Annotated in this window: 2 protein-coding genes (1 of these 2 running past the window's edge); both read left to right on the top strand. The window is 66.9% G+C overall.

All coding sequences use genetic code 11. From position 1 onward, the window contains the following. Positions 1–21956, top strand: partial view of an LEPR-XLL domain-containing protein gene (locus F3S47_RS09530; protein ID WP_150445004.1) — the 3' portion only. 4696 nt of this gene lie to the left of the window's left edge; 21956 of the gene's 26652 nt are visible here — the last part of the coding sequence; its start codon lies beyond the left edge, outside the window; its stop codon occupies positions 21954–21956. Next, entirely contained in the window at positions 21949–23745 is a 1797-nt protein-coding gene (locus F3S47_RS09525; RefSeq protein WP_150445003.1) for an efflux RND transporter periplasmic adaptor subunit, read from the top strand. The genes F3S47_RS09530 and F3S47_RS09525 overlap by 8 nt, the downstream gene beginning before the upstream one ends.

Below are 23745 nucleotides of genomic sequence, written 5' to 3'. Positions count from 1 at the left end.
TGCTGCGGTTTGGTGAGAATATCGACTTCGGCGATGAGACCTGGACCGTCGCAAGTGAAACGGTCGTCTTCGGCGACGACGACGGCACGCAGGTCGTGATCGGCTCCACCGGGTCTCTCAATATCGAGACCACCGACCTGACCATCTATCGCGGCGTGACCATCGCGATCGACGGCGATTTCTCGGTGACCGCGAACCTCCAGAACCAGTCGTTCAAGAACGGAGTCTACGACCCGGCCTATCTCGAGGCCGCCGTCCAAATCGGTGCAGGTGACACCGGGACCGATACGGTAATCGAAGCGCGCAACATCGAGATCTCGCTCAACCTCGGCAAGGCGGCTTCGGAGGCGGGGCTCGGCAGCCTCGGCTCCAATGGCGCGGCGTTCGCCAGCGACATGGTGACCTATATCCGCGGTTTCCTTCTCGGCCTGGGTCCGCCGATCCTCTCGGTCGCGAACACCCAGTTCGACCTGACCATTGACGTCACCGAGCATGCGGTTCTGCGCACGACCGGCACCGGCGAGCACGGCAACCTGACGATAGAGGCGAATTCCACCAACGCCAGCTTCGCCTCGCCGATGGCGCTCATGCTGGGGGTTTCGGTCGCCAACACCCGGATCGACCACTCGATCACCATCAACGGCCTGCTCGACGTCAGCGGCGACGCGAGGGTGAGCAGCTTCGTGGACACCACGGCGACCGCCAAGGTCGCCAACGGGGGCACGAACGGTTTGCCGGCCGTCGCCGTTTCCATCGGCGCCAATATCGTCAACATCACGAACACCGTTGTCGTCACTCCCCGCTCCGGCAGCACCGTGGACGGCGATCTGATCGTTCAGGCCGACACGATCGAGCGGCTCTATACCGAGGTGAACGCCGAGGGCGACACCGACAGCCTCGTCTCGGTGGCGCTTGCCGTCGAGGTGGGCAACAACACCACGACCGCCCGCGTCGCGGGTGAGGGTCTCACGGTCGGCGAGGATCTTACCGTTCAGGCGACCAGCCAGAAGCTGTCGCTGACCTTCAACCGGTTCGGCATCGTCAACCTCGGCAACGTACTGGACGATGCAGGGATCGGTTCGATCGTCGGGCCACTGGCACTGCCGACCGGCACGAACGGCCTGATCGCAAACGCGGTCACCGGCGTCTCGACAGGCAACATCTTCGACGACCTTGCGGGCTCCCTCGTGCCGACCGGCGCCTTCAAGAAAGGTGTGGCCCAGAAAATCAAGAACGGTGGATTCGGCGGGGATAACGGTCTCGCCTCCAAGTTCACCGGTTTGGCAGAGCGTTACCTCAGCGATGACGCCACGCCTGACCTGAATTTCCAGTTCTCGGGCGGGCTCGGCTTCGTCTTCGACACCGATACGGTGACCGCGAAGCTGGGCTTCGACGACGGTACGGACTCCGACATCACTGTCTACGGTACGACGGACGTGATCGCGAGCGCCGCGGCGCGCCCCAAACAGGCGGCGATTGCGCTTTCCGAGAACGAAGGCACCGCCACTGACGCAAATACCGGCGAGACCTCCACCAACCTGAAGGACAAGGGCTTCAGCTTCGCCTTCAACCTCGGCCTTTTCGACGTGTCGGCGGACGCCATTGTGACCGGGACGACGGCCCTGCGTGCAGGCGATGCCGTGACCGTCCAGTCCACCAGCAGCAACCGCATCGGTCTCAGCTCGATTCCGCTGGCTCCCGTTATCCTACCGCTGGTCAACGAGTTCGGCTCCGCGGACTATGTGACCACACAGAACGTCTCCGAGGGCCAGGTCGTCGTGACGGAGTCCGGCACTGCATATCGCGCGCTGGAGGACGTCGATGGCATCAAGCTCGGCCAGGAGGATTACGCCGGGCAGCCCGGCCGCTGGGAAGAGCTGACCACGGCCCCCGGTGCCGCCGACTACACCGACCCGACCGACGTTATTGCGACTGTCGCGGACGGCGAGACGGTGGAGATCGACGGGATCCGCTACGAGGCGCAGGGAGATCAGACCGACGTCAAGGTCGGGGAGACCCAGTTCGGGAATGCGGAGAACTGGAAAGTGGTGCTCTTCCAGGCCGACCGCCTCTCTGACGTAACGGTCGCGCAGGGCGAGGTCGTCGAGTTGGCCGACGGCAGCCGCTACAGCGCGACAGTCACTACCGCGGGCATCGACCTCGAGACCTACGACTTCGCGGGGTCGCAGAACTTCGGCAAGGTCAACCAGAAGGGCGACCTGGCCTCCGAGGTGATCGCCAACTTCGTCAACGTGCTCGACGACAATTTCGGGCTCGTCGCGGCGACCTTCGATGTCTGGACGCAGTCCTACGCCCGCGGCCAGACTCTCGGGCTCTCCGGCTCGGTGGCCTACATCGAGCAGGCCTTCGACTCCAACGCCAAGATCGAGGACGGGGCGTTGATCATCATTGCGCCGGATGTCGGCGGAACCGGCACCACGCCCGAAAGCACCGATGGTCAGAACCTGGCGGTCAAGGCGACCACCGAGAACGACGTTCTCATGATCGGCGGCAACTTCACCGTGCCCGGCTTCGCTCTCGGCGACAGTGATCGGACGATCAACGATGGCCCTGATACGAACAAGAGCATCAAGGCCGCTCTGCAGAAGCACTACAAGGACACGGGCGAGAAGTTCAAAAAGAACCCGTTCCGCCCGGCGACCGGAGATGCCGACAAGGTCTCGAATTCGATAGGCATCGGCGTCAACGTCCTTAATGCGAAGACCACGGCGACGGCCGATGTTGGAAATGTGCAAGTCCAGGCCTGGGACATGTCGGTCGACGCGAGCACGGACTCGCTCCTTATCGCCGCTGCGGGCGGCGGTGGACGCGGGTCGAGCGTCTCCGCCACGGGCTCGGTCGCCGTAACCCTCGTCAGCGCACATGCGCGCGCCGAACTGGACTCGCGCTCGACGATCACGCTCGGAAACGACCTCTCCGTCACGTCCTCGGACAACCTGGTCAACGTCGTCATTGGCGGGACCGTCTCCGTGTCGGAGAAGACCTCGGTCGGCGTGACAATCGTCGTGGACAGCTCGGACCGGTCGTCGACGGCCCTGATCGGCTACGGCGAGTCCTATGACCCGACGGACACGGCGACGGCGGGCAAGTTCACCCTCGGCGGCGACCTCAACGTCTCCGCGAACTCGGGCGGGGCGCAGGTGCTCGTTGCCGTCACCGCGTCGGTGACCGAGAAGGGGACGCCCGAGCCGGGCGGAGCCGCTCCATCGAGCAGCGGCGGGGGCCTCGGCGGATCGGGCGCTTCCGGGAGCGGGCTCAGCGGGGCGGGCGGAGCAGTTGCCGACACGAGCACCAAGGGCGGCTACGCCATCTCCGGCGCGGCATCGGGGCTGCGGGACAAGAACGTCGTCACAGCCAAGATAGACAACGTCAGCACCCTGACGGCGCAGGACGTCTCAGTCACCGCCAAGGACGATGGAGTGCGCGTCCTGCTGTCGGGCGGCGTCTCGGTCAATACACAGGACAAGGGCACTGGGGTCGCCGGCGCCTTCAACGTCGTCTCCGCCGACCGGGCGATTAGCGCGGCGATCGACGCCACCGATGTCCCGCTCGTGCTGGAAGCCGCCGGTATCGCGGTGCGGGCAGAGGACCTCGCCAAGACCATTTCCGTCGCCATTGGCGTTGCGGCCGCACCGGGACAGGGCGGCAAGGCCGTCTCCGGCTCGGTCACGATCTCGGCCGGCCGGACGAAGACCTCCGCGCGGGTCGCGGGCAGCTCCGCCACGAACGCGATCACCCTTTCCGGTGCCGGCGGCGTGGACATCGACGCCAAGAACCAAGCCTACCAGATCCAGATCGCGGGCGCGGTTTCCATCGGCGGCAAGGCCGGGGTCGGTGTCGCGGTCGCGGTCTCGTCGCTCGAGACGATAACCGGCGCCCAGCTGGCGCATGTCGGCCAGGCCGACGCGCTCGCCAAGGTCGGAGCGGTCTCGGTGACGGCGGTCAACGCCGCGCGGTTCGACACGATTGCGGCCGGCATCGCCGGATCGACGGGCACCAGCGGCGGTGCGGGTGTCGGGATGGTTTCTGTCAATTACCTCGGCAACAGCACGACGGTCGACATCGACACGGTCGATCTGCGGACGGATTCCCTCGCCGCCGGCGCCTTCGACCTGACCTACATGAATGCCGTCGCTGGCGGCGCGGCCATCAGCCTCGGTTCCGCGGCGGTGGGCGTGGCGGTCGCCGTCAACGTCGCCGAGCGAGGCTACTCCGAGCCGGATGCGCAGGGCACGCAGCGCGGGACGGAGGTTGTCATATCCGACAGCACCTTCGCGACGGTCGATGGCGACATCGACGTCTCGGCCTACGGCGACGCGACACAGCTGACCATCGCGCTCGGCGCGGCGGGCGCGCGCAAGGTCGCCCTTGCCGGCAGCGCAGCGGTTAACCGGCAGGACGTGGGCGCGTCGATCATGATCGACGACGGCAGCAGCCTGACCGCGGACGGGGACACCCGGATCATCGCGTCTCAGGAAGGCGATTTCGTCGCCCTCGCCGGCGCCGTGGCTATTGCCGCCGGAGCCAAGGGCGGGGCCGGCGGCGCGGGCGTCGGGGTGAACCTCGTGAACACGCCGACTGCAGTCAAGGTCAACGGTGTCCTGCGCACGGGATCGGTTGCGAGCGATGGCACCTTCACGACCGGGGACGGCCAGACCTCGCTCACCGCGCGGGCTCTGCAGCAGCTCGTCACCATCGCGATCGGCGGGGCGGGCGGCGGTGGCTTCGCGTTCGGCGGCTCGGTCGGCGTGACCGATTTGAAAGGCGACGTCTCGGTCACCGTCGCCCCGGCGGCGGCCCGGAGCTGGTCGCTCGACGACCTCGTGGTGACTGCCCAGGACAGCAGCACCATCACCTCGATCGCCGGCGCCGCCGGCATCGGTCTGAACTACGGCGGTGTCGGTGTCGCTGTCGGCACGGTTTCGAACCTGCGGTCGGTCACGGCATCCGTCTCGGGTCCCCTGACCGCAGATATCCGCGGAAGCGCGACGATCCAGGCCGGAGCGAAGGCGCCCGAGGGGACACCGGCCAGCGGCGCACGGGCGGAGGCCTTCGACGGTCTGCCGAGCAACGTCTTTGAGGAGACGTCCCTCGACGCGCTCGTCACCGAGAACGCCCAGATGGTGAACATCACCGCCGCCATCGGCGGGTCGAAGATGGTCGGCATCGGCTTCAACCTGGCCTACACCCTTATCCAGCGGGAGGTATCCTCGCGCGTGGGCGACGGCGTGACGTTCAAGATGTCGAGCACCGATGACGCCGTCTCTGACACCGCCACGGGCCACAGCGCCGGTCTGAAGGTCGCGGCGGACGACTCGAGCTCGGTGACGACGGTGTCCGTCGGCGCGGGGGTCGGTGTCGGGATGGGTTCGGCCGTCGCCGTGGCGGTGGGCGGTACGATCGCCTACGCGAAGATCGACAGCAGTGCGGTCGCGGAGATTGCCGAGGGGGCGACGGTCGAGCTGACCGGCGAAGGCGATCTCGCGGTCACGGCGGACAACAGCACTACGATCACCACCATCGCCGTCGGCGCCGCGGCTGCGGTCTCCGCCTCGATTTCCGGGGCCGTGGGCTTTGCAGCCGGCGTCAACCGGATCGAGACGGAAACGGGCGCTCGGATGGGCGGTACGGTCATCGGCGCGGCCGGAGACGACCGCGAGAACAAGGTGCTGGTGCAGGCCACGAACTCGGCGAACATCACCTCCGTCTCGGTGGCAGCCTCCGTGGCCGTCAGCGCTGGGGGCCGCATCGCCTTCGCGGGCGGTGGCGCGGGAAGCGGCAACACGATCGGCGGGGCAACCTATGCTCTGGTCGACGGTGCCTCGATCACCGACGCGGACAGCGTCGCGGTCCTCGCGACTGGCAATGCGACGATACACGCGGTCGTCGTCGGGGTCGCGGTCGGCGTGCAGACCGGGGCCTCCGGCGGGGCCGGGTCGATCGGTGTCGCTGTGGCGGTCAACAACACCACCGGTCTCGACGAGCAGCCGGCCGGTCTTGGCGAAAGCGATGGTTTCGACGTCGTTGCGCGTGTCGTCGACAGCTCGGTCGACACGGACGGGACGCTTTCGGTCAAGGCGCGGTCCGATCAGAGCATCCGCGCCGACGTTGTCGCCGCCTCGGTCGCCGTCGCCGCCTCCAGCACGGTGGGCATTTCGCTGGCCGGGGCAGGGGCCGTCGCCGTCAACGAGGGGGCGGCTTCGGTCCGTGCGGAGATCGATGGGGCCGACAGCACGACCAACAGGATCACGGCGGGGGCGATCGAGGTCGAGGCCCTGAACCTTGTCGACATCTATTCCGGCGTCGGAGCCGCCGCCGTCTCGGTGGCGGCCTCGACCGGTTTCAGTCTCGCGCTCGCCGTCTCTGCGGGCATCGCCAACAACACGATCAGGGCCGAGACCGTCGCCCGCGTCACCGGTTTCGCCGCGGATGAGGCTATCGACGTCGGTAGCGGCTCGGTGTCGGTTGTCGCCTCGACGGACGATCCTGCCAGCGACAAGAAACTGAACATCCAGGCGATCAGCGTCGCCGCAGCCGTCTCTGTCGCGGGTTCGAAGGACTTCGCCCTGGCGTTGGCCGGAGCGGGAGCCGACGCCCGGAATCTCATTTCCGGCCGGACCGTCGCCGAGTTGTCGGACATCGCGGAACTGACTGCCGGGTCGGTCACGGTTGAATCCCTGAACGACGTGAAGATCGACGCGCAAGTCGTTGCAGTTGCTGTATCTGTCGGCGCTTCGGGCTTCGGCGCCGGCGCGGCAGGCATCGGCGGCGCGGTGGTGACCAACCGGGTTGGAAACCTCTCCGACGACGGCTCGACCCTGGCCGCCTTCCCGGTCACGGCGACGATCCGCGACGCCTATGTCACCGCCAGTGGCGACGTCGAAGTGAGCGCGACCAACAAGGCCGACATCTCCGGCGAGGGCGATGCGGCCGCGGCAGCGGTCGCCGTCTCGACATACGTATCGGGCTCGGTCGCCGCGGCGGGCTCGGGGGTCTACAACACGTTGCGGTTCGATACGGCGGCGCGCGTCGAACGGACCGTCTCGCCGCCCGACAGCCCGACCATGCTTCAGGTCGGCACCCTCGCCGTTACGGCCAATGACACCTCCGACGCCTACAGTCGCGCGATCGGCGCCGCGGTCGCGGTTGCCGTGGCTCCGAGCGGGGTTGGGCTCGCGATCTCCATCGGCGCCGCCATCGCAGAGAACGACGTCCAGTCCGATACAACCGCGACCATCTCCGACGTCACGCTGGCCTCTGCCGAGCGCCCGCTCGTCGTGGCGGGGATCCCCGAGGACCCGACCTCCGGAACAGGGCGGCAGGGGCGCGTCACGGTCACGGCGAACAACGGAACGGAGGCCGAGAGCATCGCCGCCGCCGCATCGATCGCCGCATCCTTCGGCGCAGTCGGCGGCTTCGCCTTCGCCGGTGCGGGCGCCAGGGCGGACAACGAGATCGCCAACGAAACAAAGGTCAGGGTCGAAAACGCCCGGATCAGTGTGGTCGGTCCGGACCCGAGCAGCGATCCGGCCCATCCGGGACCCTTCGACGACATCAAGCGCGACATCGTGCTCGGAGCGACGAGCACCACCACCTCCAAGGCCTTCGTCATCTCCGCTGCGGTCGCGGTCTCCGGCGGCGGGGTTGCGGGGGCGGGCTCGATCGGGGTCTCGATCGTCGAGAGCACCATCGGTGAAGACATCGGCACGCACGCGACACGCGTCGATGTCGTGGGCAGCGTCCTGGACGCAGCGCGCGACGTCCTGATCACCGCGGACTCGACCGAGATCCATAGCGTCTACGCCGCGGCGGGTTCCGTCGCGATTGCCATCGGCGTTGGTGGCGCAGCCGCAGTGGCCGGCATCGGCATCCACGTCGACAACGCGGTCACGACGGCGACGTTGGTTCAGGACTCCGCCATCGAGACGGGCCGGGACGTGGTGATCAGTGCCACGTCGGACAGCACCGTCGAGACCAATGATCTGATCAACGACAGCGGCAACACGATGGATGGCGTCGCCATCTCCGGCGGCATCGGCACGCTCAGCCTCAACGTCAATATTCTCCGCGTCGAAGTGGCGAATACCGTGGAGTCCCGGATCACCGGGACGGCGGCAGACGGCGACTCCATCGACGCCGGTCGCGACGTGACGGTTTCGGCTGATCAGGAAAGCTGGATGAACGGTCTCTCCGCCCTGGGCCTCGCCGTGGCGGCGGGGATTGGCGCCGCGGGCGGGGGTGTGGAAGTCACCCTGAAGGCGGACAATGACGTCGAGGCCGAGATCGATCTGGGCGGGCGGGCCAAGCTCGCCCAAGCCGGCGGCACCGTGACGGTGGACGCCAGCGAGTCCGTCGAGATGTCTTCGAAGATCGTCAACATCTCCGCGGGTGCGGTAGCCGTCGGCGCCGCCGTGATGAACAGCACCCATACCTCTTCCGTCGTCGCCCGGGCGAAGCGCGGTACGATCTCGGCCGACAAGATCGATATCGGCGCGAAATCCGATCTCGACATTACCGAGACCGGCGGCACGGGCGTCTCGGTCGGTGCGGTGGGCGTCGTGACGAACGTCACGAAGGCCCGCGCCAACGGCCTGGTGGAGACCTACGTCGAGGACGCGTCGCTTCTGGCCGGTTCCGAATTGGACGTGACCGCGCGCTACGAGGCGTTCCTCAGGGCCTCAACCACGGGCGTGAGCGCCGGCCTCGGCGCCATCGGCGCGATGCATGCCACGACTTTCGCGGGCCACGGCCAGGACATCGACGCGGGCGTCTACATTACGGGCAACTCGAAGCTCGACGGCGCCTACGTCAACATTCGCGCGAGCGTCGATGTCGACATGTTCACGGCTACCACGGCCGGCGGCGGCGGCGGCTTTGCCGCGGTCGGGGCCGTCAGCGTGGTCGAGGAAGCGGCGACCGCCGCCGTCCGGGTCGAAGACGGCAGCACGATCGAGGCTACCTTCCTCACGCTCGCTGCGAGCGCGGAGCGGGCCGCCGACGGTGGGGCCGACGCCAATACTCTTGCCGTCGCATCGGGGGCGGGGGCATCGCTGACGCTCAATTCGTTCGGCGACACGCGGGTCGAGTTCTACGACAAGGCCGGCGAACCGGATGCCGTCACGACCGTGCGGGCGCGACTGGTCGACATCTTCACGAACAACAGCGTCGAGAAGCAGCTGATCGTGAACAATCCCTCGTCGGCCTACACGGAGACGAACAACGTCGCCTCCGGTTCGGCGAGCCTCTTCGGGATGTCCATTCTCGGCTCGAATGCGCAGCTCGGAACCAACGACGACAAGCTCTCGTCGGTGGTCGATCTCGGCAACGTCGAGATCGAAGGTCTGGGGAACTACACGGCTCCGGCCAAGGTGATGATCCGGGCACTGTCCGACCACGGCGCCTTCGACGCAGTCGAGGTCAACGCCGGTTCCGGCCTGGGCGGGATCGCGGTCGCGACCTCCAAGGTCGACATCGACGCCGATACGCGGGTCAAGATGAAGGGCGCGCGCATCGTCAACCGGAGCGGCGATGTCGAGATCGAGACGCGGGCACGGCTCGAGGCGGTCTCCGACGCGGCGGTCTTCCAGACCGGTCTCGTGACGGCCAGCTTCGGCGTGACGGCCAAGTCGTTCACCAACAGCACGACCGCGGTCGATGTCGACGACAGCTTCATCTTCGGCAAGACCGTCAGCCTCCACGGCGGCAAGGCCAACGGCTTCGCGAACAAGCTTTTCACGTCGGGCGATGCCAACGGCAGCGCGATCTCGGCCAGCCTCAGCATCGGCGTGGCGATGATCGAGAACAAGCACGAGCTGAGCTCCGAGGTGAACGTCCGCGGCGACAGCGTGATCAAGAGCTCCGGCAACATGTTCCTCTCGGCCGAGCGGGGGATCATCGACGAGTTCAACGACGGCGCCGTCGCGGTGGTGGCCGTTCCGCCGTATGGCTACCCGGTCAAGGACTACAGCACCGACAGAGTCCGGAGGACGGTGTCGATCGACTCGACGGCCGAACTGCTCGCCGGCGCGAATTCCGATACGCTCTACCAGGTGGGCTATGCCAAGAGCATCCTCGGCTCGGGCGACTGGAAGGGGGCGCTGGACGGCCTCGCTCCGGGTGAGACTTCGCGCAAGCTGACCTCGCAAGAAAAGGTCGACCAGGGCCTGGCGGTAGAGTCGGAATACGTCATCGGTTACATGGACACGTCCCGTATGGCGGTCGATCTGTTCAACGGCGACATCGTCCTGTTCGAACAGGCCTCCGAGAACACGGCGACAGGCACAGTGGGCCATTACTACCGCTTCGTGGGTGGCTCGGACACCGAGCCGAGCGCGGTGGTCATGAGCCATGCCAATTTCACGACCTCCGACTGGGTGGACCTCGGCACGGCCGAGCCCACGGATCCGGAGGCGGCCGTGCGCGGCTCCAGCGAGGTCGATTTCCTTGGCGAGATCCTGGACAAGCAGATCGTCGTGGTGCGCCCCGACGCCATCGCCGAGCCGACGATCAGCGTCGGGTCGCTCTCGACCCTGCTCTTCGCGCACTACGAGCAGGTGCTCGACTGGATCGCCGATCACCAGGGCAACGTCGACGCTCTGGCGCGCTACGAGGCGCAGCTGATCCAGATCGAGCAGCAGATGGCCGATCTCGGTATCGAGCCTCCGGGCGAGGAGGGCATTCTTCAGAACAGCTTCGAAACCGCGTTCCTGCAGATCCCCGACATCATCGTGTCGCCGGGCTCGATCTTCATCGAGAGCGACGCGCCGGGGGCGAACTACTCGGGACTGGTGGCGGCCGGAGTGCTGCGGGCGAATGCCGATCCCAAGGTACGCGTCCTGTCGGATCTGCACATGATGACCCGGATCGGTGACGTCGTCATCGACGACGCGACCGTGAGCAAGGTCACGGCATCGGGCGATTACGTCGAATTCACGCCGGGCAACGTCTACGTCAACGACGCCGGCATCACCGCCAACTCGGGCTCGGGCGATGAGGCCAAACTGCTCATCAGCATCCAGACCCGCGCCCAGAGCTACTACGACTACTTCACGGATCTGGACGAGTACCTCGCGGTCCAGAACGAGAGTCTACCGGAGGGACAGGAACGGACGATCCCGAAGGTCGCACCGGATCTCTACATCCTCGGGTCGGTCGTGAACGAAGAGGGCGCCGCGGAACTGAGCAACGCTGTCGCCGCGATCCGCGTGAGCGGACAGGTCCTTGCCCAGACGGTCGACATCGAGTCCGGCGGCGATTTCCAGGTCACGACGGATTGGTACCACGCGGGCGGCAATCCGCGGGACTACGGCGGTCTGAACGACATGCTCGTCGCCACGACGGACGACACGCTGCCCTCGCGCAAGACACAGATCATCGATCAGGACACGAGCAAGAATAGCGCTGACCAGAACAATTGGCTCGCGGCGCTCGACGCCTCGCGCTTCAACAAGTCGTCGAGCGTCGTTGCGAACGGTGCGATCTCGATCGTCGCGACCTACGTCAATGTGAACGGCCTGCTGCAGAGCGGCGTTCAGGATGCCTACATCAAGATCGACGAGAATTTCATTCCGCCGAACCAGACGACTCTGCTGGTGAACGAAGACAATCGGTCTGCCTTCAGCACCATCAGCTTCACATCTCCAGAAACCGGTCTGTCGCTGCCGATCCGCGGGCGCTGGGACGCGGCTCTGAACGCCATCGTCCTGGACCCGATGCGCTTCGGTGGCGGTCGGATCGATATCACCGGCGACATCTACAGCACCGGCTCGGGCCAGATCAAAGTCGCGGCGGGCTATCCGGACGTCACGGTTCTCAACCTTTCCGACGAGCAGCTGATCGTCGAGGGCATCGACGCCTCGGTCGACCGCCAGGGCACGATCACCATAACCGATACGCTCAAAGGCGGTGACGACACGGTCGTCCGAACGACCTATACCTACAACGACGGTTCGCCGACGAAGACGGTGCAGACCGGGACGAAGGACGCGACGAGCGGGCGGCTGGTCTATTCCGATGCCGCCACTCTCAGCGACGTCACCGTCTACACCCCGACCGAGGGTATCTACTACACGTGGACCGAGGGTCAGGCGTCGATCACCGAGACGGTCACGACGAAGTACGTGAAGACCTTCAATCTCTTCTTCGATTTCTCGGCCGGCGACGGGACGACCTTCTCCGAGAACACCGAAGTTCTGGATGAGAGCCGCCTCCTGGAAAGCCAGGGCATCGACACGGCCGACCGGCTCTCTGGCAATGGAGCCGGCTGGGAACCGCCCTACGGCACCAGTTCGACGGAGTTCAGCAACAACGTCGAGGCCTTCGTGGACTATCGCAACCTGCGCAACAGCGAGGTGCGACTGGTCGCCAACGACCTCGTGCGCAGCGTGAACGATCCGGACAAGGCGGTCTACAGGTTCACTCCGACCGACGACGGGCCGACCGAGGCCGACTACCTTCTCGAGGATATCTTCGAGGCCGACGGGAGCCTGAAGGCCGGCTTCGACGAATTCGTAAAGCTCGATCCGGCGGATGTGCCGGAAAACTTCAAGACGGACCGGGAAGAGGGCTGGTACGACTCCGACTTCAAGAACAGCACCACCGAGGTCGAACGCTGGACCACCGGCGGCGGCTACATGAAGAAGAAGACTGTCTGGAACAAGACGACCAACACCTTCGGCGAGAAGAAGTTCTGGGATGTCGGTGTCCGTGGCGACCACGCGATCGACGTAGGCTTCCTCAACGACGGTCTGCCGCCCGAGATCATCATCAACAGCGTCGGCGACATGCACCTGGCCGGCAACATCATCGGCTCGGCGGACGGAACGATCACGCTGAACGGTCTCGAGGATGCGAGCAATCCATCGCGCTGGGGCCAGATCAGCCATGAGGACGGAACCTCGATCCAGGGCAGCCTGCAGGCGATCCACGCCGGTCGGGGCGTCGACATCACCGTGGTCAACCTCGAAGGGGCAGAGGTCTACGAAATGGACGTGATCGCCGACACCGGCGATATCCGCGTCCGCGTCGGTTCGGAATTCAACGACAACGGCCGCACCGTCATCAAGCGCGGCGAGGCCCGCGCGGGCGATGTCACGGTCATTGCCCAGCAGGGGATCACGGCGAAGAACTCGTCGGCGCTGCTCAGCGGCGACCGTGTCGAGCTTCAGGCCAGCAAGGGGACCATCGGTACGGCGGGCAGCGCGATCGGGATCGACACGAACGATGGCGCGGTCGACGGCGGCGTCGCGGCCGCGGCCAGGGGCGACATCTACCTGACCGAGATCGCGGGGGATATGCACCTCGTGGCTCCGGAGAAGATCGACACCTCTTTCGCCAGCGCGGACGGCGACACCGGCATCTCGATCGGGTCGCCCGAGGGGATCGTGGTGCTGACCGCGCAGGACGGTTCCATCCTCGACTTCAACCTGGAGAACGATAACGGCCTGACCGAGGCCCGCCTGCAGGCCTACCTGGCCAAGATGGGACTGGGCGACGATGCGGGCCGCGCGATCATCGGTGCGCAGCTGGACGCCGAAGTCCGCGAAGAGCATCAGCTCTACCTTGAATACGTCAATATCTTCAGGGCCGAGGGCGATCAGTCCGGGCCGGTTGCCGAGGAACTCCGCACCCTGGAGCGGTTCGACGAATACGCCAAGGACCTGCACTCGCGCGAGGGCGAGACCCGGACGCTGGACGAGATCAAGGACGCCATCGAGAGCAAGTTCTCGGAAATCCACGCCGAGAACTGGGACAAGCCTGTCGTCGATGACCGTCTCTACAACGAGTACTACGACCGGATCTGGATGGAGGCGCCGGCAGGTGAAGAGCCGCTGCAGGACCTCGAGACCTACGCCGACGCCCGCGACGAAGAGCTGTCGCGCGAGATCGGCTACGCGCTGGAAACCCGCTTCGGCGCCCTTCACGCCACGCTGCGTGGCACGGACCTGGCAAGCGGCACCGCGGCTCGCGAGTATATCGAGCTGATCCACACCCAGGCGGTGGCCGACAAGGCGGTCGTCCCGGAACTGGAGGCGCTGCAGGGGTTCCAGGATTACATTCAGGACCTGGTCGCCGCGCTGGACCCCTCGCTGACGACTGAAGAAGTCGCGGAGAAGCGCGCGGAATTCGTCGAGGACGCACTCCTGCGTTTCGGCACACTTCACACCCAGCTGTGGTCCGTCGCGCACCAGGACCTTGTCGACTACATCGATGTCGTCCGGGCGGCTGCCCAAGGGTCTATCGCCTCGGATGCCGCCGGGTACGACGACCTATTGGCCCTCGTGCTGAACGGCGCGAACGTCACGACCGCCGTCGAGGATGGCAGCTTCGCCTCGCTCCTCGGCTCGGACTACGGCCAGTCCCTGGTCGACCGTATCGAGAGCTCTCTCGATTTCCGCTTTGGCGGTCTGCACGAGAAAATTAAGGGCGAGGCGCGCAAGGCCAGCTACATCGAGACGCTCTATCTCGAGGGAGACGCGCGCGATGCCGCGATCGATGCGCGGCTCGACGACATCGGCGAACTCAACGCCGCGATCTCTTCGGGCGTGGTGTCCAAGCTCTATCCGCTGATCAAGGTCAACGCGGTCAACGTCGGAGCCTCCGTCGCGGTCGAGAACAGCAACATCACCGCGCGCGAGGTCCACATCATCGCACGGTCCGCCGACGCGACCGGCGGAGACGTGGGACGTCTGACCGAGCCGGTCGATCTGGACTGGACGGTGCCGCTCGGCACGAGCGACGACAGTCTGACGATCGAGGAGATCTCAAAGCGGGAAGAACTCCAGACGCAGCGCCGCCAGTTGCAGGCCCAGGACATCACCGACGTCGTTCATCGGCTCTATCGCTACGAGGGAACGTCGCTCTCCGACGACAAGCAACCGAGCGCGGATGACTTCGCCGGTTCCGACTGGTCGGTCGTGGAGATGGTTTTCACCACCCGCGACACCGATAGTCCGGTCACCATCGCCGAGGGTCAGGTGTTGGTCGTCTGGGGGAACTGGCCGGACGCGGAGCTTTCCGGAGGATCTCCGGTTCCCGTCTATCGGATGTACGAGCGCGTCGATAACGGCTCCATCACGCTGACCCCCGCCGATATCGACTTCACGGCGCTCACCGACGTGGACGGCGACGGCGACACCGTTTCGGACTGGGCCGCCTTCGACGATGACGACGCGATCCGGTTCGACGAAGTGACCGATGCCGTGACTGTGCAGAACGGCGATATCGTCCGCGATCTGCGCACGGTCCTGCGGGTCTCGGCCCAGCCCTTCGACGACGTGAACCTGCGCTCCACGACGAGGTCTGCCGACGTCGTCCTCGATCTCCAGGCCGACGGCCTGGCCGGCGTCAGCCTGGACGGCAATGCGCTGCAGGTCGAACGCGCGACCGTCGGTGGTTTCCTGCGGCTCCTTTCGAGCGGCGACCTGATGCACTCGGGCGAGACGAAGGTCTCGGGATCCGGCTATGTCAGCCTCGCCGCGAACGGTCTGATCGGCGCGGCAGACGATGCGTTCGAACTGGAACTGGAGGCGGATACTCTGATCTATCTGCAGAGCGGTCGGGACGCCTTCGTCACCCAGACGGGCGCGGCCGTGACCATCGAGCAGGCGCAGATCGGCGGCAAGCTCTTCTTCGGCTCCGATTCCGATCTCTCCATCGGCCGCATCGAGGCCGTGGTCAGCGTCGACCTGGACGTGACTGGCTCGGTCCTCGACGCCTCGGACGACGATGCGACCGCGCCGAGCCGTGACATCATCACGGCGACCCTGAACGTCTCCACCGGGGGCGACTTCGGCACGCAGACGAACCGCATCGAGATCGACACGATCGACGGCGTCCTCGGAACGGTGGGCGGCGACATGGCCGTGCGCCACTTCGACATCTTCGCCCTGTCAGGAACCCTCGAGGTCGACGGCACCGCCGACATTCTCGCCCGAGGCTCGATCCAGGGAAAGACGGGCGAAACCCTGCGGGCCGGGAGCCTCGTGCTCGAGAGCACCGAGGTGAACATCGGCTCAGAGGCGACTCCGCTGGACGTCGAACTGACCGATCCCGCAGGCACCGTCATCGCGCGAGCGGTGAACGACATCTGGATGAGCTCCGCGGGCACATTGCGACTGCAGGACGTGGCGGCCTTCAACGTGGTCTCGATGCAGGTCGGTGGCGCGCTGCTTAACGCCCGCAACGACGATGCGGCCGCGGTGACTACCGACAGGCTGCGGCTCGCCGCCAGCGATATCGGGGCCTCCGACAAGGCCCTGCGGATCGACGCCCGCCAGCTGGCATTGGACGTCGTGAGCCGGGCGCAGATTTCCGCGGCGGGCACCCTGCGGGTTTCGGAGGAATGGTTCGGCGCCTTCGGGGCGCGTGCGGGCGAGGTCTTGTCTATCACTGTCGATGAGACTCTCGACGTGGTCACCGACGTGCTCGTGACTGACGGCGGGGCGGGGGAGGCGCTGACGCTCGAGGCCGGTACCAAGCTCACCGTCTCGGGTACGATCGATGTGGATGCGGCCAACTACGGCACGACCCCCACCAGGGCGCGGCTGACTGCCGGTGACGAACTCCTGATCGATCCGGCTGGCGAAGCTCTCGTCGACGGCACACTGGCCCTCGACGTCGCCCTCGGAGGCGGCGGCGGTACGCTCGACGTGCAGGGACGGCTGGTGGCCGACGACATCGCGGCGCGGACGGGCGACGGTGCGGACACCGTGACCGTCACGCCGGTGGAGATCCTCGGCCGGGTGACGATGGAGCTGGGTGACGGCGCGGACAGCTTCACCCTGACGTCGCTCAACAACCGGACCGAACGCTTCTTCGTGGACGGCCAGGGCGGCGGTGACAGCTATGTCGTGAACCGGCATTCCGCGGCGGTCGGATACCGCGTGAGCATCGCCGACACCGGTGCCGTGGCGGACGGCATCGACACGCTGACGATCAACGGCCGCGACGGCGCGGCCGACGATGTGCTCCTGCGGGCCAACTTCATCGCGCTGCTCAACGATGCGGTCGCCGGCCCGATGCAGGGACCCTACGAGCGGATCGACTACGACGCGAAGCTCAACGGCGGGATCGATATCCACACGCGGCGCGGCGACGACTTCTTCTACAGCGACGATACCTCTGCCGTCGTAAGGATCCACGCCGGCGAAGGCGCCGACAATTTCCGGATAGGCCAGCTCTTCGGGACCGACCGGGTCGCGCCCCAGGTCGCGCCGGGCGACGAGATCAGCACTCAGCACACGACCGAGGGCTTCCTCTCCCGCGGGACGTCCGAACGCATGGAGATCTATGGCGGAGACGGGGACGACTCCTTCGACATCTACTCCAACGGCCGGTTGCTCAAGCTTTTCGGTGAGGACGGGCAGGACTCCTTCGTCGTCCGTTCGTTCCTGCTGCAAGGGTCGGGACTGACCGCGTCCGATGTGACCGAGCTCGATGGCGGCGAAGGGGATGACCAGATCCAGTACGCGGCGAACGCCAAGGTCGATATCAACGGCGGCGCCGGGCAGGACCGGATCATCATCCTCGGCACGGCGGCGGACGAGACCTACGTCATAATGGCCGACCGCATCTACGGCGGCGGCCGGGAAATCGAGTACAATGAGGTCGAACTCTTCGAAGTCGACGGCATGCAGGGCAACGACCGCTTCTTCGTCCTCGGGACCGCGGCGGGCGTCGCGACCCAGCTGATTGGCGGCGCGGGCGACGACACCGTGACAATCGGTGGCGATGTGCCGTTCGGCCTCGACATCGTTCCGGTCCTCGTTGGAGAGCAGGACCAGACGCTCGATGCCATTCGTGGGCCCATCGAATTCATCGGTGGTGTGAAGCCGGGCGTCGACCGTTCCGTCAGCAGCGGCATCACGCTCCCCGACGAAAGCGATATCGCTCTCCCGGACGTCAGCAAGGCGGAGGCGTCGCCTGACGACCTCGACCGGGTCTTCGTGTTCGATGCCGGAAATACGACGGGCCGCACGGGCACCCTGACCGAGCGGAGATTGACGGGCCTCGGCATGGGGACCAACGACATCGTCTTCACCGCCCGTAACGACGAGAAGACCGTCTTCGGCGCTGGTCTGACCTACAGCGACGTGGACCTTCTCGAGGTCATGCTGGGCAGCGGCGACGACGAGCTGGACATCGACAGCACCGCCGCGGGCGCCGTGACCATCGTGCACGGCGGTGGCGGTGGCGACCTGCTGCAGCTGACCGGAAAAGGCCGCGCAGGCGGAACGGAGCGCGGGCTCATCCTGTTCGGCGACACCGACCAGGATGGCCGTCGCTACGGCGTCGGAGCGGCCGATGCACGCAGCTTCGACGCGCTGTCCTTCGCCTCCAGCGGCGACGATATGATCGACGCCAAGGCGGCCACGGGAGCGGTCATCGCCTTCGGCGGCGCGGGTAACGACACGATCCTCGGCGGGGCCGGAGCAGACCAGTTGCTCGGCGGCTCCGGAGCGGACGAGATCGACGGCGGCTCCTCTAGCGATCACATCTACGGCGACAACGGACTGCGCTATACGCTCGGCTTCTACGATGCTCCGGGGCCGGACATGCTGTCGATCGTGACCGAGGCCGACCTCTCGGCGCTGAACACGGCGACGGGTGACGCGCTGGCGGCGGCCGGTGACGACACCATTCGGACCGGCGGAAGCGCCACCGTCGTCGCCGATTTCGGAGAGATCACTCAACAGTCGGGCACCCGGCACCTCATGGCGCTCGGCGCCGTGGTCGAGGTCTTCACGGTCCGAAACGCCGAAGGCGGGAACGACAAGGTCACCGGCGGCAACGGCCGCGACTGGATCCTGGCCGGCGCCGGTGCCGACAGCATCTCCAGCGGGGGCGGCGATGACGTGGTCTTCGGTGACACCGGCCTGCTGATCGCTTCGGACAACCTGCGCCGCCGCGCGGTGGCCGACAGCGCGCCGGGCGGCACGGATGTGATCGACGCCGGGACCGGCTCCAACTGGCTCTTCGGCGGCGCATCCGGCGACACCCTGACCTCCGCCGGTCGCGACGGCGCGGCGTCGGTCCTCGTCGGTGATGCGGGCGAGATCCGCGCGGATGCGCAGGGGCGGATCAAGGTTGTCCGCAGCGTCGACGCTGGCGTGGGCGGAGCGGATACGATCACCGGTGGTGCCTTCGCCGACTGGATCCTGGGTGGAGCGCTGGGCGACCGGATCACCGCAGGCCCAGGCCGCAACATCGTTCTAGGCGACTCCGGTGAGATCCTCACCGACAGCCGTGGCCGAGCCGAACAGGTCCGTTCCATCAACACCGGGATCGGCGGCGATGACCGTATCACGACCGGCAGCGGTGCAGACTGGATTCTGGCGGGTCAAGGTGCCGATACCATCAGGGCAGGGAACGGCCCCAACATCATTCTCGGCGACTCTGGTGAACTCCTAACCGACGAACAGGGCCGGGCGGCGCGGGTCCGCTCGACCAGTGCGGACATCGGCGGCGACGACGATATCGCCACCGGAGGCGGAGCGGATTGGATCCTTGCCGGACAGGGCACTGACTTCGTGAATGCCGGAGACGGCGACAACATCGTCCTCGGGGACGCCGGCGACATCGTGGCCCGGATCTCGGTCCGGTCGCTGGCGACGGCGGTCGGTGGTGCCGATACGATCATCACCGGGAGCGGGGCCGATCATGTCTTCGGCGGAGCGGGTTCTGACGACATCAGGGCCGGCGGCGGCAGCAACACGGTCCTGGGCGACTCAGGCGAAGTCATTTTCGGAGAGGCGATCCGGTCGCTGGCCTTCACTGACGGCGGTTCCGACAGGATCACCACCGGGAGTGGCGCGGATCGGGTGATCGGCGGTATCGGCGGCGATGTCATCTCCGCGGGGAACGGCGACAATGTCGTTCTGGGCGACTCCGGGGAGATCGTCTTCGGCTCGACGATCCTGCGGTCCCTGGCTCCCATTGAGGGCGGTGCCGATATCATCCGGACCGGAACCGGGCGCGATTGGATCGTGGCGGGCGCAGGCTCTGACAGCGTGTCGAGCGGAGCGGGCAACGACGTGATCCTCGGCGACACTGGTCTGTTCGAGGGCGAGGCCGGCCTGCCGGTCCGCGCGGTCGCCGACATCGCGGCAGGCGCTGCGGACGAGATCGACGCAGGCTCCGGTGTCGACTGGGTTCTGGGCGGCATGGGCGGCGATACGATCGTCAACCGGGCCGGTCGGTCCTTCATCCTGGGTGACTCCGGCGAAATCGAAGCGCGGACCGGGGGCATCGTTTCGTCGATGCGCGCGACGGAGCCGGCGACCGGCGGCGACGATCGGATCACCGGCAGCACGGCGAGCGACTGGATCATCGCGGGCGCGGGCGGCGACGTGGTCGACGCCGGACAGGGGCGGAACATCGTACTCGGCGACGCCGGTGAAATTCTCACCGACGCCCGGGGTCGCGCGGCTCAGGTCAGGATCACCAGCGCCGCGATTGGCGGCGATGACGAGATCACGACGGGCGACGGGGAAGACTGGATCCTCGCAGGCCAGGGGGGCGACAGTGTCGTCTCCGGCAACGGCGACGACGTGGTCTTCGGCGATATCGGCGAGTTGACCCTCAGGGCGGGCCGCGTGATCGGGGCGGTCGCCTCGGGCACGGAAGGCGGTGCTGACAGGATCGATGCGGCGAACGGGGACGATTGGATCCTCGGCGGCGCATCCGGTGACACGATCGTCAAGGCGGCGGGAACTTCGGTGATCCTCGGCGACAACGGCGCCATCGAGACCGACGCACGAGGTCGAGTGCGCGCCGTCCTCTCCATCGGCAACGCACGCGGCGGTGATGACGTCATCACCGGCGGCACCGGGCGGGACTGGGTCATCGCCGGCGAGCGCGACGACGCGGTTTCGACGCGGAGCGGCGACGACATCCTGATCGGCGACATGGGAGAGATCAGGGCCCGGCAAGGCGTGCGTTTCACGGCTCAAGGCTTCAGCGCTCCCGGCGGCGACGATGTCCTACGCGCCGGATTGGGTGAGGACTGGGTCATCGGCGGACCGGGCAACGACCGGATCGTCAACGAGGCGGGTCGGCTCTCGGTGCTGATCGGGGACGCCGGGGTCATCGAAGGCGATGAGGTCGGCCTCGTCCTAGAAGCGCTCTCCACGGAGGCATCGGTCGGCGGTACCGACAGCATCTCGGGTGGCACGGACCGCGACATCATCTTCGGCGGGGCCGCGGGCGACGTCATCGACGGGCGCGGCGGCGACGACATGATCACCGGCGACGGCGGCCTCTACCAGCGGGCGACGAAGGACCGGACGACCTACCACACGATCGAGAGCGAGGACTTCTTCGACGGCGGAGACGACACGCTCTTCGGCGGCTCGGGACGGGACTTCATTCTCGGCGGCGTGGGGGGCGACAGCTTCGGCCTCGACCTGTCCGACGACGTGGCCGTGGGGGAATTCGCCCGGATCCGCCTGACCGAGCGGTCGAACGGCGACGAGGTCATCACCAGCTTCCTGACCATGGCCCCGAGCGATGTCGACTCGATCTCGCAGGTCGTCCAGACGCTGTTCAACGACCGCCACACCCGGACGAGTGACGACCGTCCGAGCACCGGCGAGGACCTCGTGTCGCTCACCTCGCCGATCAGCGGCCTCAGCCTCATCGCGCGCGGCGACCTCATCTTCGATCTGCCCGGCCTCCTTGACCGCGAGCTGTCGGATGAGGATGACGATGATGTAATTCCGGGCCTGGCGGGCTTTGCCCTGCTCTCCTCGCAGGATAACCTCCTTCCACCCGGTACCGAGGCGACAGAGCCCCAGGATACCGGTGAGGGACCGGTCGAGGAGGGCGAGACGCCCGAAGCGCCCGATGCCGACGAGGAAGAGGGTGAGGGAGAGCAGGCTGCGGCTGCGCCCGCGTGGCGGATAGGCGGCTGGCGGATGCAGCAGGAGCATGCTTGATCAAGGCAGTTCGCGTGCGAAGACCGGAAGTCCGGGCGGCGTAGCCCGCGCGGCCCGGCGCCATCTTCAGGAAATCGATGGCATCCACGGATGCAGTATCTTCCTCCGGACTGGCGGGGAGAGCTGGATCGAGGCGGCGCGCGTCGGAACAGCGCCCCTGGCCGATCCCGGTCCGGTCCTGCAGGCGACGGAGCCCGACAGCGGCGGGACCGTCCGCCCGCGCGGCGAGGCGGAGGAGCAGGACGGCTGGCTCGCCACCTACGCCTGCGTCGGGCCGGAGGTCGAACTCGTCCTCATCGCCGGCTTCAAGCCGATTGACCCCGGCCCCCTTCAGGCTCGCCTCGAAAAGCTGGAGGCCAAGGCCGGCTGGCTCTTGGTCGCAGCGCTGCGCGAACGCTCGCAACAGAAGGGCGATATCGCGCAGGGTCTCGAGATGGGGGGCGCGATCCTGCAGGAGGCCCCCTCGGCGCGCAATCGACTGCAGCTCGCGCACCAGTGGATCGCCCGGCTTGAACGCGCCTTTCAGCCCGGTCTGGTCGCTGTCTGCCGGGTCCCGGTCGCCACGCCCTCGCTCCTTGCCCTGTCGGGCGGCGCGGTGGTGGACCGCAACAGTGCCCAGAGAACCGCGCTCGAGGCGCTCGCGGCGGCCGCGATGGAGCTGCGCGCAGTTCGCATTCATGTGGCGGAGGCGGGACAGGACACCGACCCCGACACCGCACAGCTCGACGATGCGCTGGAGCGTCTGGGGGCCGGGGCCTGCATGCTCCTGCCGCTCTATGACGGCGACAACTGCCGCTCGGTGGTTATCGTCCTCTGGAACGACGCGATCACGCCGCTCCCCGACATGGCCGCGGCCGAGCTGATCGGCTCGATCCTCGAGAGCGCGATGTCGATCCAGCAGCGGGCGCACCCCTCGTTGCTGCGCCGCGCCGGGACCTGGCTGGCGGATACTGCCGCAGCCCTATTCGGACGACGGGGGCTCAAGCTGAAGGTCGCCTTGCTGGTGGCGGTGCTCGTTCTCGTCGCGGCCTCGCAGATTCCGAGCAGCGTCGCACCTGCGTTCAACGCGACAGTCGAGGCCCGGGATCGGCGGATCGTGTCGGCGCCCTTCGACGGGTTTGTCGCCGAGGCGCCGTTCGAGCTGGGAGACACCGTTCCGGCGGGGGATGTGATCGTCGCGATGGAAGATACCGATCTGCGGCTGGAACTGGCGCAAGCGCAGGCGGAGCAGGCGCGGCTGGAGACCGAGATCCAGGCCGCGCGGGCCGACCGCGATACTGCGCGGCTCCGAGAACTCGCGGCCCAGCTCGAGCAGGTGGATGTTCGGGTCGAGCTGCTCGAATACCAGCGCGAACAGACGCGCCAGGTCGTCGATACCGAAACCGTCGTGATCGGTGGAGACGCCTGGGAGCGGGTCGGCGGCCGCGTGCGGCTCGGCGAGCCGCTGCTCGAGGTCGCGGAGCCCGGAAGCTTCGCCGTACGGGCCCGCATCGACGAAGGGTGGGTCGCCGATCTGCCCGACGGCGCAAGCGGACAGCTCCTGCTTTCGGCCTTCCCTGAGACGCCGATCCCGGTCAGGCTCGAGCGTGTGACCTCGCAATCCTCGATGGAGGAAGGGGTCAATGTCTTCACCTCCTGGATGACACTGGAAGACGGGGGGGGCGAGGTCGCCCTCAGGGACGGAATGAGGGGGATCGTTCGCGTCGATGCCGGGGAGAGCACTCTGCTCGCGGAATACACACGCGGTCTGCGGCGCTGGTTCAGCACCAGGCTCTGGGCGTTGCAGTGA

Source organism: Histidinibacterium aquaticum (assembly GCF_008710275.1).
GTDB lineage: Bacteria > Pseudomonadota > Alphaproteobacteria > Rhodobacterales > Rhodobacteraceae > Oceanicola > Oceanicola aquaticus.
The sequence above is the reverse complement of the archived record's forward strand: the minus strand, read 5'-3'. Positions and strand labels throughout refer to the sequence as shown.

What these genes read in the sequence shown, in the direction of transcription:
- F3S47_RS09525 (WP_150445003.1), top strand. Translation starts at nt 21,949, where the DNA reads ATGCTTGATCAAGGCAGTTCGCGTGCGAAGACCGGAAGTCCGGGCGGC.